The 14,370-nt window shown below is 71.9% G+C and carries 18 protein-coding genes; 10 read left to right on the top strand and 8 right to left on the bottom strand.

Annotated features, from left to right (window positions below; translation table 11 throughout):
• The first annotated feature begins 42 nt into the window (after nucleotides 1-42).
• From COUCH_RS27685 to COUCH_RS27665, 5 genes are all read left to right on the top strand, one after another.
• Complete coding sequence (locus tag COUCH_RS27685) at nucleotides 43-1,044, top strand: ABC transporter ATP-binding protein (RefSeq protein WP_249608149.1); 1,002 nt, start codon at nucleotides 43-45, stop codon at nucleotides 1,042-1,044.
• On the top strand, nucleotides 1,041-1,826 hold the full coding sequence (locus tag COUCH_RS27680; RefSeq protein WP_249608148.1) for an ABC transporter permease: 786 nt from the start codon (nucleotides 1,041-1,043) through the stop codon (nucleotides 1,824-1,826). Before COUCH_RS27685 ends, COUCH_RS27680 begins: the two co-directional genes overlap by 4 nt.
• 1 nt (nucleotide 1,827) lies before the next feature.
• Nucleotides 1,828-2,616, top strand: coding sequence for an ABC transporter permease (locus COUCH_RS27675; protein WP_249608147.1), 789 nt, complete (start codon nucleotides 1,828-1,830; stop codon nucleotides 2,614-2,616).
• Between the two features lie 142 nt (nucleotides 2,617-2,758).
• Nucleotides 2,759-5,305, top strand: a complete 2,547-nt coding sequence (locus COUCH_RS27670) for a DUF4041 domain-containing protein (protein ID WP_249608146.1) — start codon at nucleotides 2,759-2,761, stop codon at nucleotides 5,303-5,305.
• A 13-nt stretch (nucleotides 5,306-5,318) separates the two neighbouring features.
• Entirely contained in the window at nucleotides 5,319-6,431 is a 1,113-nt protein-coding gene (locus COUCH_RS27665; RefSeq protein WP_249608145.1) for an aminopeptidase P family protein, read from the top strand.
• Here COUCH_RS27665 and COUCH_RS27660 read toward each other — a convergent pair.
• The 3 genes from COUCH_RS27660 to COUCH_RS27650 all read right to left on the bottom strand — a co-directional run bounded on the left by COUCH_RS27660 (nucleotide 6,426) and on the right by COUCH_RS27650 (nucleotide 9,683).
• Nucleotides 6,426-8,180: a potassium channel family protein gene (locus COUCH_RS27660; RefSeq protein WP_249608144.1), complete on the bottom strand. Its 1,755-nt coding sequence runs from the start codon at nucleotides 8,178-8,180 to the stop codon at nucleotides 6,426-6,428. The genes COUCH_RS27665 and COUCH_RS27660 overlap by 6 nt on opposite strands.
• Before the next feature lie 11 nt (nucleotides 8,181-8,191).
• Nucleotides 8,192-8,578 carry a DUF6394 family protein gene (locus COUCH_RS27655; RefSeq protein ID WP_249608143.1) on the bottom strand — a complete coding sequence of 129 codons (387 nt, stop codon included), beginning with the start codon at nucleotides 8,576-8,578 and terminating at the stop codon, nucleotides 8,192-8,194.
• Between the two features lie 67 nt (nucleotides 8,579-8,645).
• A complete protein-coding gene (locus COUCH_RS27650; protein WP_249608142.1) occupies nucleotides 8,646-9,683 on the bottom strand; it encodes a polyprenyl synthetase family protein in 1,038 nt (345 codons plus the stop codon).
• Nucleotides 9,684-9,755: 72 nt separating this feature from the next.
• On the opposite strand from COUCH_RS27650, the gene COUCH_RS27645 reads away from it, so the two are divergent.
• The 5 genes from COUCH_RS27645 to COUCH_RS27625 are packed head-to-tail and all read left to right on the top strand — an operon-like array spanning nucleotide 9,756 to nucleotide 12,464.
• Complete coding sequence (locus tag COUCH_RS27645; protein WP_249608141.1) at nucleotides 9,756-10,085, top strand: YciI family protein; 330 nt, start codon at nucleotides 9,756-9,758, stop codon at nucleotides 10,083-10,085.
• Nucleotides 10,082-11,308: an RNA polymerase sigma factor gene (locus COUCH_RS27640; protein WP_249608140.1), complete on the top strand. Its 1,227-nt coding sequence runs from the start codon at nucleotides 10,082-10,084 to the stop codon at nucleotides 11,306-11,308. Before COUCH_RS27645 ends, COUCH_RS27640 begins: the two co-directional genes overlap by 4 nt.
• Before the next feature lie 42 nt (nucleotides 11,309-11,350).
• Nucleotides 11,351-11,608 (top strand): hypothetical protein, encoded by a 258-nt coding sequence (locus COUCH_RS27635; RefSeq protein ID WP_249608139.1) that lies wholly within the window; start codon nucleotides 11,351-11,353, stop codon nucleotides 11,606-11,608.
• Nucleotides 11,605-11,901: a hypothetical protein gene (locus COUCH_RS27630; RefSeq protein ID WP_249608138.1), complete on the top strand. Its 297-nt coding sequence runs from the start codon at nucleotides 11,605-11,607 to the stop codon at nucleotides 11,899-11,901. Before COUCH_RS27635 ends, COUCH_RS27630 begins: the two co-directional genes overlap by 4 nt.
• A gap of 23 nt (nucleotides 11,902-11,924) precedes the next feature.
• The gene (locus COUCH_RS27625) at nucleotides 11,925-12,464 is read left to right on the top strand and encodes a hypothetical protein (RefSeq protein WP_249608137.1); all 540 of its coding nucleotides are present in this window, start codon (nucleotides 11,925-11,927) and stop codon (nucleotides 12,462-12,464) included.
• A 3-nt stretch (nucleotides 12,465-12,467) separates the two neighbouring features.
• Here the strand turns inward: COUCH_RS27625 and COUCH_RS27620 are convergent, their stop codons facing one another.
• The 5 genes from COUCH_RS27620 to COUCH_RS27600 are packed head-to-tail and all read right to left on the bottom strand — an operon-like array spanning nucleotide 12,468 to nucleotide 14,340.
• Entirely contained in the window at nucleotides 12,468-12,776 is a 309-nt protein-coding gene (locus COUCH_RS27620) for a hypothetical protein (protein WP_249608136.1), read from the bottom strand.
• A 20-nt stretch (nucleotides 12,777-12,796) separates the two neighbouring features.
• Complete coding sequence (locus tag COUCH_RS27615) at nucleotides 12,797-13,273, bottom strand: hypothetical protein (RefSeq protein ID WP_249608135.1); 477 nt, start codon at nucleotides 13,271-13,273, stop codon at nucleotides 12,797-12,799.
• Nucleotides 13,274-13,283: 10 nt separating this feature from the next.
• Nucleotides 13,284-13,547, bottom strand: a complete 264-nt coding sequence (locus tag COUCH_RS27610; protein WP_249608134.1) for a hypothetical protein — start codon at nucleotides 13,545-13,547, stop codon at nucleotides 13,284-13,286.
• Entirely contained in the window at nucleotides 13,544-13,984 is a 441-nt protein-coding gene (locus COUCH_RS27605; RefSeq protein WP_249608133.1) for a MerR family transcriptional regulator, read from the bottom strand. The genes COUCH_RS27610 and COUCH_RS27605 overlap by 4 nt, the downstream gene beginning before the upstream one ends.
• Complete coding sequence (locus COUCH_RS27600) at nucleotides 13,981-14,340, bottom strand: hypothetical protein (RefSeq protein WP_249608132.1); 360 nt, start codon at nucleotides 14,338-14,340, stop codon at nucleotides 13,981-13,983. Before COUCH_RS27600 ends, COUCH_RS27605 begins: the two co-directional genes overlap by 4 nt.
• Nucleotides 14,341-14,370 lie beyond the last annotated feature (30 nt).

Raw genomic sequence — 14,370 nt, 5'->3', positions numbered from 1 at the left:
GGTGCCGGTCAATGTCGGCATCCAGACGGGGGTTGCTTTCGTATGCCGATCGTGGAGGCCCAGGGCCTGACCAAGGTGTTCCGCCGCCCGGACAAGGGACCCGGCCTGGCCGGGGCGGTCCGGCACCTGTTCGCACGCCGCTTCACCGACAAGGTCGCGGTCGACCACGTCGACCTGTCCATCGAGGCCGGTGAGGCGGTGGCGTACGTCGGCCCCAACGGCGCCGGCAAGTCGACGACCGTCAAGCTGCTCAGCGGCATCCTGGTTCCCACCGCCGGCGACGTACGCATCGACGGCCTGCACCCGCAGCGCGACCGCACCACCGTGGCGCACCGCATCGGCGTGCTGTTCGGGCAGCGGACGCAGCTCTGGTGGGACCTGCCGGTGGCCGAGTCGCTCGCCGTGCTGCGCGACATCTACGGCGTCGACCACGCCACCTACCGCAAGCGGATGGCCCGCTTCGACGAGGTCCTCGAGCTCGGCGAGATCCTGCCGGTGGTCGGGCGCAAGCTGTCGCTGGGCCAGCGGATGCGCGCCGACCTCGCGGCGGCGCTGGTGCACGGCCCGCAGGTGGTCTACCTGGACGAACCCACCATCGGGCTCGACCTGGCGGTGAAGGACCGCGTCCGGGAGTTCTTCCGCAGCATCCGCGACGAGGGCACGACCGTCATGCTGACCAGCCACGACCTGGCCGACATCGAGGGCTTCTGCCGGCGGCTGGTGATCATCGACCAGGGCCGGATCATCTTCGACGGCGACCTCGAGGCGGTGAAGGACCGGTTCGCGCGGGAACGGATCCTGCACCTCGAGACCGCCGGGCCGGTGCCGCTGGAGACCCTGCGGGCGTCGCTGCCCGGCGCGGAGGTCGAGGCCGAGGACACCCCGCTGCGGTACGCGGTGCGCTTCGACCGGTTCGCCATGACGGCCGGGCAGGCGGTGACCACGCTGGCCGGCCTCACCGAGCTGGTGGACTTCCGGGTGGACGAGCCCAGCATCGAGGACGTGATCCGGCGCGTGTACTCCGGTGAGCTGGTGCTCGGATGAGGAGCTACCGGGCCCTGATCCGGGCCACCGCGAAGGCGGCGCTCGCGTACCGGTTCAGCCTGCTGCTCGGCCTGGGCGCGGTCCTGGTCCAGCTCGTCGCGTTGCTGGCGGTGTGGCGGGTGATCCTCGCGGAGTCCGCGGTCAACGGCTTCACCTGGCCGCAGATGCGGGCGTACCTGCTGGTGGCGTTCGCCGCGGGCACGGTGGTCTCGCTGCTGGGCGACTTCCGGATGGCGTTCCGCATCCTCGACGGCGACGTCGCGCTGGACCTCGTCAAGCCGATCGACTACCAGAAGGCCCGGTTCGCCGAGGCGGTCGGCGGCCTGTGGATCGAGCTGATCCTCATCGGCGTGGTCGTCGGCATCACGCTGGCGGTCACGGGCGGCGTGGACACCCCGGCCGCGCCGGCGCTCGCTCTGTTCGTCACGAGCATGCTGCTGCTCGTACCGCTGAAGTTCCTGATCGTCTACGTGAGCACGCTGACCTGCTTCTGGACGCAGAACTACATGGGTGTGCAGTGGGCGCGCCTGGCCGTGGTGAACCTGCTGTCCGGCGCGCTGATCCCGCTGGCGTACCTGCCGGGCTGGCTGGCCTCGGTGGCCCAGTGGTCGCCGTTCGCCGGGCTCACCTCGACCCCCGCGTTGATCTTCCTGGGCCGCGTCGACGGCCGGCACGGGCTGCAGCTCGTCGCCGTGCAGCTCGGCTGGGTCCTCGTCCTGTGGTTCGGCGCGCGCCTGGTGTGGCGCGCGGGCCTTCGCCGGCTCACCGTGAACGGAGGCTGACATGCGAACCGTACGGCTCTACCTGCGGCTGCTGGGCGCCCACTTCCGGTCCCTGCTGGAGTACGAGGCCGACTTCGTGATCCTCGTCGTGGCCACGGTGCTGATGCAGGTCGTCAACATCGTCTTCCTGGCGGCGCTGTTCGCGAAGGTCCCGGCGCTCAACGGCTGGACGTTCTGGTCCGTGTTGATGATGTTCGGCGCGGTGGCCCTCGCCGAGGGCGTCGGCTCGCTGTTCTTCGACGGCATGTGGTCCCTGGCCTGGCAGATCAACCGCGGCGAGCTCGACTACTTCCTGGTCCGCCCGTACCCGGTGGCCCTGCAGTCCAGCAGCGCCAACATCGGCGTCAACGGCCTGAGCAACATCGTCATGGGCACCATCATGATCAGTACGGGCCTGGCCCACGTGGACATCGCCTGGACACCGTGGCGGGTGCTGCTCGGCGTGGTGCTGCTGATCAGCTCGGTGGTCATCAAGCTGTCGATCAACCTGGCCACCAACGCGGTGTCGTTCTGGCTCTCCAGCCCCACCCCGCTGTTCGCGTTCGCGATGCACCAGGTCGGCGACCTCGCCCGCTTCCCCCTCTCGATCTACCCCCTGGCGCTCAAGGCAGCCCTCGGCGCGGCGCTGCCGTTCGCGTTCATCAGCTTCTTCCCGGTCGCGTACCTGCTGGACAGCGGGCAGTCGCGCTGGATCGGCCTGCTGACACCCCTGGTCGCGGTGTACTGCGCGGCCGCAGCGGCGATCATCTTCAAGCGCGGAATGCGCCGCTACGAGAGCGCCGGCAACTAGGCGGGACGATGAAATAGAGACCAACAGGCTCCCGTCTACCCCTGATCTTCTCTATTTCGCCGACGTTCCGGCTGGGTGGAAAGGAGGTTCGCAGGAGCGTTGAAGCACCTTGTCGCGCGCGGAGTTCCGTACCGTGTCCGCCATGTCAGCAGCATTTGATCTCTGGGGTCAGCGAGGATGGGCGTCTCTCGATGTGGTGGGGGAGTCCCACTACACGAATGCGATCAAGGCCCTTGTTGGATCGCGTTTGACCTCTGACGGTGCCGAGATCACGGCCACGGTGCAATTGATTCCCGAGCCGTTGAACAAACATGATCGGCATGCGGTCGGGGTCTGGTCGGGACCCCACCAGCTCGGCTACCTGCCTCGCCAGGAGGCGGCCCGGTACTCATCCGTACTGCTGGCATTGGTCGCACGAGGATGGACGCCCCAGGTGTCCTCCCGCATCTGGGCGGCCCAGTGGTCGGCCGGCTCCCAGGACCGGGACGGTTTCCGGGCCTCCGTGCGGCTCGACCTGGCTGAGCCGCACATGCTCGTGCCGGCGAACCAGCCGCCCATCGAGCCGCACCGGATGATGCCCGCGGGAACGGCCATTCAGGTCACCGGCGAGCACGCGCACCTGAACGCGCTGCTGCCCTGGTTGCGCCCGGAGGGCGAATGCTGGGTGTACGCGACCCTGCACGAGATCACCGAGGAGCTCCTGCGCAGCTCGCGCAGCCTCGTCGAGGTACGTATCGACGGGGCCCGGATCGGTCAGCTCACTCCGAGGATGAGCGGCGACATGCTGCCCGCCATCCGGCACCTGGGCGAGAGTGACTTGGTCACCGGCGCCCGGGCCGTCGTGAAGGGCAACCGGATCAAGGCGGAGGTCGTCCTGTACGCGGCACGCGCTCACGACCTGGCGGACAGCTGGCTGGGTCGTGCTGCGGACGCCGCCGTGCCGGTGCAGAGACCCGCCGCTGTCATCGCACCGCCGGCCCCTGTACCCGTCGCCCCGAGCCCCGCCCCTCCGGCCCCGAGCCCCGCGCCGGTTCTCCCGAGTACCGTGCCCTTGATCCCGGGTCGTGCGCAGCTGGAGCCTGCCCCGGCACCCACGCGGCCGAGCTCCGTCCCGGCGATGCCGACACCGGCAGGGAGAAATCAATCGTCCGGGTTCCGCTTCCAGGCACCGCCGAACTGGCCTGCACCGCCTCCAGGCTGGACGCCACCGCCCGGATGGGTGCCGGACCCGGCCTGGGGACCCGTGCCGCCGGGATGGCAGTTGTGGATTCCCGGGACCGGCACGGCCAGCGCGGTGGCAGCGGCGCCTCCCCCGGTGCTGGAGCCGCCACTTCCGACGCCCACGGCGCATACGTCTCCTCCGCCGGACGCAACTGGCGCTGGCATCCCGTTGTTCGGGGCTCGCGGGAAGGCACGCGAGCTGGCAGCCGAGGCGACTCAGCTTCGTGCTGAGCTTGAGGACCTGCGCGCCCGGATGGAACGGCTCGGGGTCTTTCGGATCGAGGAGCTGGAGGACTATCGCCGCCGCCTGGAACAGGAGATCGCGGAGCTGACGGCGAAGAGCCGGGCAGAGCAAGCGGAGCTGCAGCGCCGGCTCGACGAGCTGAGACAGCAGGTCGTGGTGACCGAGGAGAAGGCGCTCCTGCAGGAGGTCGGCGTCTATGAATATCAACATCCGCTCAGCGATGCGGTCGCGTACCAGGACGCCCTGGCCGGCCTGCAGGAACGCATCAAGGCGATGGCCAAGGCGGAGGGTGGGGCGGTGCGGTCCGCGGCCGGCTGGACCGTCAACGGGTCGGACGCTCAGGGGCGTGCCATGCTCCGCGACTACTCCAAGTTGATGCTGCGGGCGTACAACGCCGAAGCCGACAATCTGGTCCGGACGCTGAAGCCCTACAAGTTGCCGGCCGCGATCGACCGGCTCGGCAAGGTCGCCGCCACCATCGCCCGGCTCGGCAAGACGATGGACATCCGCATCACCGAGGAATACCACCGGCTTCGGGTTCAGGAACTCGGTCTCACCAGCGACTACCAGGAGAAGCTCGCGGAGGAGAAGGAACGCGACCGGGAGGAGAAGGCGCGGCTTCGGGAGGAGCGCCGGCTCCAGCAGGAGATCGAGCGGGAGCGGGCTCGGCTGGACAAAGAACGTCAGCACTACGCGAACGCCGTCGCGGCACTCCAGGCCACGGGCGACACTGACGGGCTGGCTCAGCTGCAGGAGCGGCTCGCCCAGATCGATACCGCGATTCAGGACGTCGATTACCGCGCCGCCAATGTTCGCGCCGGCTACGTATACGTGATCTCGAACCTCGGCGCGTTCGGCGAAGGAATGATCAAAGTTGGTATGACGCGGCGACTCGATCCGATGGACCGGGTGCGCGAGCTGGGCGACGCGTCGGTTCCGTTCACCTTCGACGTCCATGCGTTGTTCTTCTCCGACGACGCGGTGGGAATCGAGGCCGCCATGCACTCCCGGCTGGCCGACCGGCGGGTCAACATGGTCAACCACCGGCGGGAATTCTTCTACGCGACTCCGGCCGAAGCGAAACAGCATCTCAAGGACCTGGCCGGCAATCTGTTGCAGTACGAGGAGACGCCGGTAGCGCTGGAGTATCGCCAGAGCCGCTCCCAGGCCCAACGCCTCGCCGCCCAGGGCTCGGAGCCGGCGTCGGCCGGGAGCAACGCCTGATAGAAATCGTCATATGCAGTCCATTTCGACGGAGACCTTCACCGGGCGGATGCGGCGGGCCACCGAGCAGGCGGTCGCGGCCGGGCTGGCCGGGCTGCTGGTGACGCCCGGCCCCGACCTTGCGTACCTCATCGGATATCGGCCGCCCGCGGAGACCGAGCGGCTCACCATGCTGGTCCTGCGGCCCGGCCGCGAGCCGTTCCTGATCGCCCCGCTGCTGGAGCGGGCCGACGCCGAGCGGGCCCCCGGTGCGGCCGTCCTCGAGCTCGCCGGCTGGGCCGACGGGACCGATCCGTACGCCCGCGTCGCGGAGCTGCTGGACCCGCCCGGCACCTTCGCGATCTCGGACTCGGCGTGGGCCCTGCACGTGCTCGCCCTGCAGCAGGCCTCGCCGCGGTCCCGGTACGTCTCGATGACCGCGGCCCTGCCGATGGTGCGGGCGGTCAAGGATGCCGGCGAGCTGGAGCGGCTGGCGGCCGCGGGCGCTGCGGCCGATGCGGCGTTCGAGCGGATCGCCGGGGTGCGGTTCGCCGGGCGGCGGGAGCGGGACGTCGGCGCGGACCTCGCCGCCCTCCTGCGCGAGCACGGGCATGAGCGGGTGGACTTCACGGTCGTCGGCTCGGGCCCGAACGGTGCCGACCCGCATCACGAGATGGGTGACCGGACGATCCGGGAGGGGGACATGGTCGTCCTGGACTTCGGCGGGCTGCTCGACGGGTACGCCTCCGACACCACGCGCACGGTGCACGTCGGCGAGCCGGACGACGAGGAGCGGGAGGTGTTCGAGGTCGTCCGGCGGGCGCAGCGGGCGGCGTTCGAGGCGGTCCGGCCGGGGGTCGCCTGTCAGGAGATCGACCGGGTCGCCCGCGGGGTGATCGCCGGCGCGGGTTACGGCGAGTACTTCATCCACCGCACCGGGCACGGGATCGGGCTGTCCACGCACGAGCCGCCGTACATCGTGGAGGGCGAGACGCAGCCGCTGGTGCCCGGCATGTGTTTCTCGATCGAGCCGGGGATCTACCTGCCCGGCCGGTTCGGCGTACGGATCGAGGACATCGTCACGGTCACTGACGACGGCGGGCGCGCGCTGAACAACTCGAGCCGGGAGCTGCGCACCGTCTCATGAGGACGGTCTGCGGGGCACCTTGCCGGTGACACGCTGCCACAGCCAGCCCGAGGGAACCGTACGGCCGGTCAGCACGTACTCGCTGACGGCGTGGTGGGTCATGGTGTCGAGCAGCGCCCGGCGGGCCGACGGGCGCCCGGCGAGGAGCAGCTGGTCGCCGGGCTCCAGGGTGATGTCGCCGTCCGGGCCGAGGATGGTTCCGGAGTCGCGGTGCAGCAGCAGCGGTACGGCGGCGACGGACTGGTCCCGGTCCTGCGGGCTCCGGAGCAGGCCGCCGACCGTGGCGTCGCCCGTTCGCACGTACGGTTCGAGCGCCGGCGCGTCGCGGCTGGTCAGTTCGACCTTCCACACGCTGCCCAGGTGGGGGCCGCAGAGCCGGGTGAGGCGGTCGATGATCCCGGCGGCCCAGTCGTCGCCGCGGCCCGGCATGTCCTGCAGGAAGCGCCAGAGCAGCGGGGTGCTCAGCTGCGCGTAGATCTCCCGGGCCACGGTCTCGGTCGGCACCAGCAGGCGGTCGGTGTCCATCGCGGCGAACAGGGGCGCGCTGGCGGGCCGGTTCTGCCGGGACGCGATGAACAGGGCGGGGTTGATCCGGCGGGCGGCGGCGATGAGGGACAGGTTCGTCGTGTCGTTGTCGGTGCCCGCGACGAAGCCGACCGCCCGGTCCAGCTCGGCGCGGGCCATCACGGCCGGCTCGGAGGCGTCGCCCACGATGCCGGGCCCGGCGACCGCGTCCGGCCGTACGTCGATGACGGTGATCTCCAGACCCTCCGCGCGCAGGTCGTCGGCGAGCTTCCTGCCGAAGCGGCCGTAGCCGCAGATCACCCACCGCCCGGCGGTGGGCGGCCGGCCCCGCTGCGGCAGTTCCGCGCCCGGGCCGCTCTCCAGCCAGGACATCAGCTGGTACGACGCCGGTGAGCGCAGCGCGACCCGCAGGTGGTCGCCGAAGCGGTCGAACGGGTTGACGACGGCGGGGGAGCCGAAGGCCCGCATCCGCTGCTCGATCGCCGGCGACACGGTCCGGGCGATCACCGGCAGGCCGGGCCGCAGCAGCGCGGCGGTCATGGCGACGACCAGGTTGACCTCGTCGTCGTCGGTCAGCGCGAGCACGCCCTCGCAGCGCGGGTGCCCGAGGCCGGCCACGCCCAGCGCCTGCGGGTCGCCGGCGTCGGCGGCCAGGCCCGGCACGTCGGCGTGGTACGAGTCGATGTCCAGCACGTCGACGCGTTCGCCGGACGCGTCGAGCACCACGAAGCGGCGGCCGATGGCGTCCAGCGAGCGGCCGAGCAGCTGCCCGGTCTGCCCGTACCCGACGATCAGCAGGAACGGCTCCCGCAGCCGGGCCACCGTACGGGTGAACCGCTGCAGCGCCAGCGCCTGCCGGAACGCGCGGTCCTGCAGGAGGGTCAGCAGCGACCCGATCGCGTACGCCCACCCGACGACGGTCAGGTAGATCGTGGCCATCACCCACAGCCGCTGCCCGCCGGTGAAGGGCTGGGGGATCTCGCCGTACCCGATGGTCGTCGCCGTGTAGCTCATGAAGTAGAACGCGTCGAAGAAGCCCATCCGGACGGCGTGCCCGGCCTCGTCCCGGCCGGGGATGAGGGTGAGCCCGAGCACGCTGACGGCGAAGATCGTGATGAGGACGATCAGCGGCGCCCGCATCCGGCGCAGGATCAGGAAGATCGTGGAGGACGTCTCCGCGGACCGGGCGGACAGCCGCCACTTGCGCAGGGCCGGACCGGCCACGGCACCTCCCCTCACCGGCGGTGGAAGGACACTGTCTCGATCACGAGCAGCACGACGGAGACCAGGTTGGCCAGCAGGGCGCCGCCGGACAGCGACACCACGCTGGCCATCGCCGCCCCGTCCAGGCCGGTCGAGGAGATCTGGGTGGAATAGCCCCAGACCAGCGCGGCCGCGATCAGCTGGAGGTCCGCGACGAGGCTGGTCGCGAGGTGCACCGCGCCGATCTGGGTGCGGTCGCCGAACTTCAGCACGGTCGCGATGAGGCTGACCACGACCGCGGCGAACAGCTCGTACACGTTGTGCAGCGCCGGGTCGGACAGGTCGCCGATGAAGAACCCGAAGTTGAGCGTCGCGGCCAGCAGCACGAAGAAGCCGAAGATGACCTTTTCCAGACTCATGCACAGCTCCCCACGTCGGACCCACGCTAGCCCGTCGCGCCGTCCGGCGCCGGACGGAGCGCGGATGTCAGCTGATCCGGTCCATGCTGACCAGCGGAAGATCGCGGAAGAACGCCGTTGCCTCGGTACGCCACCAGCGCCACGTCGCGGCCTCGGCGGCGGCCGTCCGGGCGTGGTGCCGGATTGCGTCACGCAGCCGCCCGGCGATCCCGCACCCGACCGCCCGGTCCCGCAGCTCCGCGACGACCTCGGGGGTGACGGCCGGGTCACCGAGCGCGGGCAGCAGCAGGCGCCGGGTCTGCGGCGCCTCCAGCAGGGCGCGCACCACGTACGTGCGCCGCCCGGCCCGGATGTCGCCGCCGACCGGTTTGCCGGTGACGCCCTCGTCGCCGAAGAGGTCCAGGTAGTCGTCGCGCATCTGCTCGTAGATGCCGGCGGACCACGCGTACCGTCGCAGCTCTTCCTCGTGGTCTGCGGGCTCGGCGCCGGCGGCGAGCAGACCGAGCTGGAGCGGGGCGAGGATGGAATAGCGTGCGCTCTTGTGATCGGTGACCACGTCGAGGAAGCCGGCGCCGGCGTCCGGTGTGGCGTCGCGCTCGAGGTCCAGGATCTGCCCCAGCACCGCGTCGGCGGCGGCCCGGGTCAGCACCGCCGCCATGGCCTGGCGCACGCCGGCCGGCACCGGCGCGTCGAGCACGGCCCGCACGGACAGGAACGCCGCGAGGTCGCCCGCGAGGATCGCCAGGTTGCGCGCCGCCGGGTCCGCGACCTCGGCCCGGTACGCGTGGTACGTCGACGGACCGCCCCGGCGGGTGGGCGCGTCGTCGATGATGTCGTCGTGCACGAGACCGTGGGTGTGCAGCAGCTCGACGCCCAGCACCGCGCTGTCGAGCCCGGGCACGTCGGCGCCGGTCACCAGCCCGGCCGCCGCGTAGACGACGGCCGCCCGCAGCCGCTTGCCGCCCCGCAGGGTCAGATCGCGCAGGAGGCCGACGCTGCGCCCGGGCCAGCGCCCGGCCGCCGGGAGGAGGCGGTCCGGCAGGTCGTCGAAGTACCGGCCGAGCACGGCCTCGGCGCGCTGCCGGTACGCGTACAGAGATTTCATGGGTTCGATTGTCGGATCCGGGCGCGGTCGTTCGTTGCAGGGTTGAGCGGCGGCACACAGAGAGGAACCGAGATGCACTACCTGTTCTCCGTGATCTACGACCGGACGGACCTCGCGACCCCGGAGGAGATGACGGCCATCGACGCGTTCAACGACCGGCTGCAGGCCGAGGGGCACTGGGTGTTCGCCGGCGGCCTCGGTGCGCCAGCCACGGCCACCGTCATCGACAACCGGGGCGCGGAGCCCGTGGTCACCGACGGGCCGTACGTGGAGTCGAAGGAGCACATCGCCGGCTTCTGGATCATCGAGGCGCCCGACCTCGACGTGGCGCTCAAGCTCGCCACCGAGGCGTCGGGACACTGCAACCGCAAGGTCGAGGTGCGCCCGTTCCTGAGCGAATGAGCGACGTCCACGAGGCGGTCACCCGGGCCCACCGCGAACAGTGGGCGCGGGTGGTCGCGTCCCTGACCCGGCGCTTCGGGGACCTCGACGTCGCCGAGGAGGCGGCGGCCGAGGCGTTCGCGACAGCGGTCGAGCGCTGGCCGGCCGAGGGCGTACCCGCGAACCCCGGCGCCTGGCTGACCTTGACCGCCAACCGCCGGGCGATCGACCGGATCCGCCGCGAGAGCAAGCGCGACGACAAGCAGATGCAGGCGCGGCTGATGGACGACGACACCCCGCACGAGCCGCTCGGCGCCATCGACGACGAACGGCTCCGGCTGATCTTCACCTGCTGTCACCCGGCGCTGGCGACGGAGGCCCGGATCGCCCTGACGCTGCGCCTGGTGGGCGGCCTGAGCATGGTGGAGATCTCCCGCGCCTTCCTGGTGCCGGAGGCCACGATGGGGCAGCGGATCACCCGGGCGAAGGCGAAGATCAAGGCGGCGCGGATCCCGTACCGGGTGCCGGCCGCCGAGGACCTCCCGGCCCGGGTGTCCGGCGTGCTCGCCGTGCTGTTCCTCGTCTTCAACGAGGGCTACCTGGCGACCGGCCCCGGCACCGATCCCGTGCGCGCGGACCTGACCGCCGAGGCGATCCGGCTCGCCCGGCTGATCCGGGCCCTGCTGCCGGAGGACGGCGAGGTGGCGGGCCTGCTCGCGCTGATGCTGCTCACCGAGGCGCGCCGCCCCGCTCGGGTCTCGCGCAGCGGTGAGCTGGTTCCCCTGCACGAGCAGGATCGGGGTGCCTGGGACCGGGCGCTGATCGCCGAGGGGCACCGGCTGGTCCGGGAGCGCCTGGCCACCGGGGTGGCGCCGGGCCGCTACCAGATCCTCGCCGCGATCAACGCCGTGCACACCTACGCGCGCGAGGCCCGAGACACCGACTGGTCGCAGATCGTCGCCCTGTACGACCAGCTCGTCAGCCTCGACCCGTCGCCGGTCGTCGCCCTGAACCGGGCCATCGCGGTCGCCGAGCTCGACGGGCCGGAGGTGGCGCTGGCGGCCGTGGACCGCCTCGGCGCCCGGCTCGCCGGCTACCACGCCCTCCACGCGACCCGCGCCGAGCTGTTGCGGCGGATGGGCCGGAGCCAGGAGGCCCGGGCGGCGTACGACGCGGCGATCGAGCTGGCCGGGAACACGGCGGAGTCCGCGTACCTGACCCGCCGGCGCGACCAGCTGGGCTAGAGTACGCATCGACAGGCCCCGATATCTGACCACGGGGGAATCATGAAGGCTTCCGTCATCGCGGCCGCGGCCGTCGCCGGGCTGCTCATCACCACGGGCGCCGCCGCCCAGGCCCGGCCCGGCGCCGAGGCACCCTGCGCCGGCCAGCTCCACCCGAACCCCAGCTTCGAGCGCGGCACCGCCGGGTGGGAGGCGGGCCCGCGCATCGTCGTCCTGGGCGATCCGGCGCGGCCCGCGCACACCGGACGGGCGTACGCGGCGTTCGCGTCACCCGTACCGACCTGGTCCGCACCACCGTGACGATCCCGGCCGGCTGCACCCTCACCGTGGGGTTCTGGGCGCGGGCGACGACCACCGAGACCGCCCGCGGCGACTACCTCAACGTCGGGCTGGCGGTGACCGGCACACCGCCGAAGACGATGTTCTCGCTGGCCTTCGACCACCCGGCACAGTGGACGACCCACGGCATGGGGGCCGCCGCGGCGGCCACGGACCGTACGGCCACGGTCAGCTTCTATGCCGGCGAGTCGGCCGGCAACGGCGTCACCGCGTTCGACGTGGACGACGTGACGTTCACCCTGACAGCTTCCTGACACGCGGCCCCGATAGTGGGCGCATGTCGATCAGAGGTCTCGCCGCCGCCGCACTGTGCCTGTTCGCGGCCGCGGCCTGCAGTCAGCCCGCATCCTCCGGGAACTCACGGGTCGCCACGCTGGATTCCGCCGCCCCGGGACAGCCGGCCTCGACGGGCGTCCCGGAGCGGCCGGTGCTGCGGCCCGACGACGGCCGGGAGGAGTTCGACCGCTACGTGGCGATCTTCACCCAGTGCCTGCGCAAGGAGGGGGCCACCGTCGGATCGGGACCGAAGCCCCGGATGGGCGACGACCCGAAGAGCAAGGCGGCGGCCCGCGCGTGCGACCACCTGTACCCGGAGACCTGGATGGAGCGCGAGGCGCGGACCAACCCCCGCTACGTGGACCGGCTGCGCGAGACCGCCCAATGCCTGAAGGAACACGGCCACGAGGTGACCGTCGGCGGCGACCCGGTGGCCCTGATGTACGGCGACAACACCAGCGCCAACAAGGCGTACGCGGACGAGCAGGAGTGCGAGAAGCTCGCGTTCAAGGACGACCTCAAGAAGTACGCCGGCAGCTGACGGTCAGCCGGCCATCATCCGGATCAGCGCGTTGCCGCCGAGCAGCAGCACGTCCGCCCCGGCGATGAACGCCATCCCCAGCCGCAGCCGGCGCTCGGCGTGCTCCGGGTCGGCCGCCCGGAAACCCTGCGCGATGCTGAGGAACCCGGCGAGCACCAGCGGCACCCCGCCGATCAGCAGCAGCCCCACCGATCGCGGGGTGTTGCCGCGGGCCACGAGCATCGCCACCATCACCGCCGGGATGATGCCGAAGAAGATCGCGGCGAGGACCGCGTACCACTTGAGCGTCCGGGCCGGGTCCGTCGTCTGCACCCGCCGATCCTACCGGCGGCTCACTGCACGGTGCCGACCGTCGGGCCCGGGCCGCCGGCGTGCAGGCAGAGCTCCTGGATCGGCCCGAACGCCTGCTCGGAGGCGTCGGCCGTCCTCGCGGTGGCCCGGCGGTCGAGCTCGGTGACCTCGGCGGTGAGCGCCGCCTTGAGCGCGGGCGTGTCCGCCTGCGCCACGAGCGGCCGGACGGCGTCGGCCCATCCGGACCAGTACGCCCGCTGGATCTCCTGGGCGCCGGCCGTCTTCTTGCCCTGGTACGAGTCGGCCATGGCCTTGGCGTACGCCTTCGCCTCGGGGGCGGTGTTCATGAGGAACGGCTGCTGTGCCGCCATCCACCGCTTGCAGACCGCGTCGGTGTTCGCCGGAGCCGAGCTGGCCGGGGCGGCCGCCGCTGCCTTGCCGGTCGTGGCGTCGTCATCGGTGCAGCCTGTCAGGGCGAGGACGGCGCCGAGGGCGAGCCCGGCGAAAAGCTTGATCATCCGGTGGAGGCTAGCGGACGCAGGCGCATCCCGTAGCCCCGCATCCACCGGCCGGGTCGCCGGCCGCGACGCACCGCTTGCCGCGGCGGCTGTGGCCCCACCCCATGGCCAGCGCCGCGACGGCCAGGCCGGCGGCGACGGCGAGCAGGGTCCGCTCGAGCAGGGCCGCGGCCGCGCCGGTGAGAACGCCCGCGGCGATGAACAGCGGGAGGGCGCAGCAGGCGGCACAGGCCAGCGCCGCCAGCCCTCCGGTGACCGTGCCGGGGCGGCTCATGCGGGTCCTCCTTCTCCGGCCGGGCGCCGGGTGCTGATGGTCAGGAACGGGATGGGGCAGTCCGTGCACGTGCAGTCGGTGAGGCTGTCGCACCGGGCGTCGACGACCTCGGCCAGCGCGCCGCGGATCGCGGTGAGGTGCGCGATCTTCGCGTCGATCTCGGTGATCTTTTCCTGGGCGCGTTCCCGCAGGTCCCTGCCGGGATGCCGGCGGCGTCCGGTGCGCAGCAGGTCGGCCACCTCGTCGAGGGTGAAACCGAGCCGCTGGGCCGCCTTGATCACACCGAGCAGCGCGACGGTGTCCGGCGGGTAGAGCCGGTGCCCGCCGGGTGAGCGGCCCGGTTCGGCGAGGATGCCGCGGCGTTCGTAGTACCTCAGCGTCTGGATGTTCAGCCCGGCCTGCTCGGCGACCTCGCCGGACCGCAGCCCGGCGGTCATGCCGCGATCCGCGGTGCCACGGAAGCGGCGCGCTCCGCGAGCGCCCGCAGCACGTGGGCGTACTCGACGGGTACGTCCACGTGCAGGCTGACCTCCTCGCCCACGGCCGCCGGCGCGGCGGTGACCGTGAAGGTGAAGAACGAGCAGCACGCCGTCTCCCGGGCGGTCAGGTCCCGCACGGTGGCCGCGAGCCCGCGCGGGCCGGCGAGCCGGATCACCGCGCGGGTCGGCGTGACGACGTCGATGTGCCGGGCGGCCGAGGCGAACAGCGCGTCGAACTCGGCCAGGCGCAGCGGGCGTCCGGCGGTGGGCAGCGTGCAGGCGTCGGGTGCCCACGGCTGGTCGGTGGTGGTCATGGCTCGACGGTAAGCCCGTACCCGGGTACC

The sequence above is a fragment of the Couchioplanes caeruleus genome, from assembly GCF_023499255.1.
Lineage (GTDB): Bacteria > Actinomycetota > Actinomycetes > Mycobacteriales > Micromonosporaceae > Actinoplanes > Actinoplanes caeruleus_A.
Note: the sequence above shows the minus strand (reverse complement) of the source record. Positions and strands in the feature narration are given on the sequence as shown.

Coding starts and splice junctions, on each gene's coding strand:
- COUCH_RS27615 (WP_249608135.1), bottom strand. CDS start 13,273: ATGATCAAGCTTTTCGCCGGGCTCGCCCTCGGCGCCGTCCTCGCCCTG.
- COUCH_RS27600 (WP_249608132.1), bottom strand. CDS start 14,340: ATGACCACCACCGACCAGCCGTGGGCACCCGACGCCTGCACGCTGCCC.
- COUCH_RS27655 (WP_249608143.1), bottom strand. CDS start 8,578: ATGAGTCTGGAAAAGGTCATCTTCGGCTTCTTCGTGCTGCTGGCCGCG.
- COUCH_RS27680 (WP_249608148.1), top strand. CDS start 1,041: ATGAGGAGCTACCGGGCCCTGATCCGGGCCACCGCGAAGGCGGCGCTC.
- COUCH_RS27675 (WP_249608147.1), top strand. CDS start 1,828: ATGCGAACCGTACGGCTCTACCTGCGGCTGCTGGGCGCCCACTTCCGG.
- COUCH_RS27665 (WP_249608145.1), top strand. CDS start 5,319: ATGCAGTCCATTTCGACGGAGACCTTCACCGGGCGGATGCGGCGGGCC.
- COUCH_RS27640 (WP_249608140.1), top strand. CDS start 10,082: ATGAGCGACGTCCACGAGGCGGTCACCCGGGCCCACCGCGAACAGTGG.
- COUCH_RS27645 (WP_249608141.1), top strand. CDS start 9,756: ATGCACTACCTGTTCTCCGTGATCTACGACCGGACGGACCTCGCGACC.
- COUCH_RS27605 (WP_249608133.1), bottom strand. CDS start 13,984: ATGACCGCCGGGCTGCGGTCCGGCGAGGTCGCCGAGCAGGCCGGGCTG.
- COUCH_RS27635 (WP_249608139.1), top strand. CDS start 11,351: ATGAAGGCTTCCGTCATCGCGGCCGCGGCCGTCGCCGGGCTGCTCATC.
- COUCH_RS27625 (WP_249608137.1), top strand. CDS start 11,925: ATGTCGATCAGAGGTCTCGCCGCCGCCGCACTGTGCCTGTTCGCGGCC.
- COUCH_RS27650 (WP_249608142.1), bottom strand. CDS start 9,683: ATGAAATCTCTGTACGCGTACCGGCAGCGCGCCGAGGCCGTGCTCGGC.
- COUCH_RS27610 (WP_249608134.1), bottom strand. CDS start 13,547: ATGAGCCGCCCCGGCACGGTCACCGGAGGGCTGGCGGCGCTGGCCTGT.
- COUCH_RS27685 (WP_249608149.1), top strand. CDS start 43: ATGCCGATCGTGGAGGCCCAGGGCCTGACCAAGGTGTTCCGCCGCCCG.
- COUCH_RS27670 (WP_249608146.1), top strand. CDS start 2,759: ATGTCAGCAGCATTTGATCTCTGGGGTCAGCGAGGATGGGCGTCTCTC.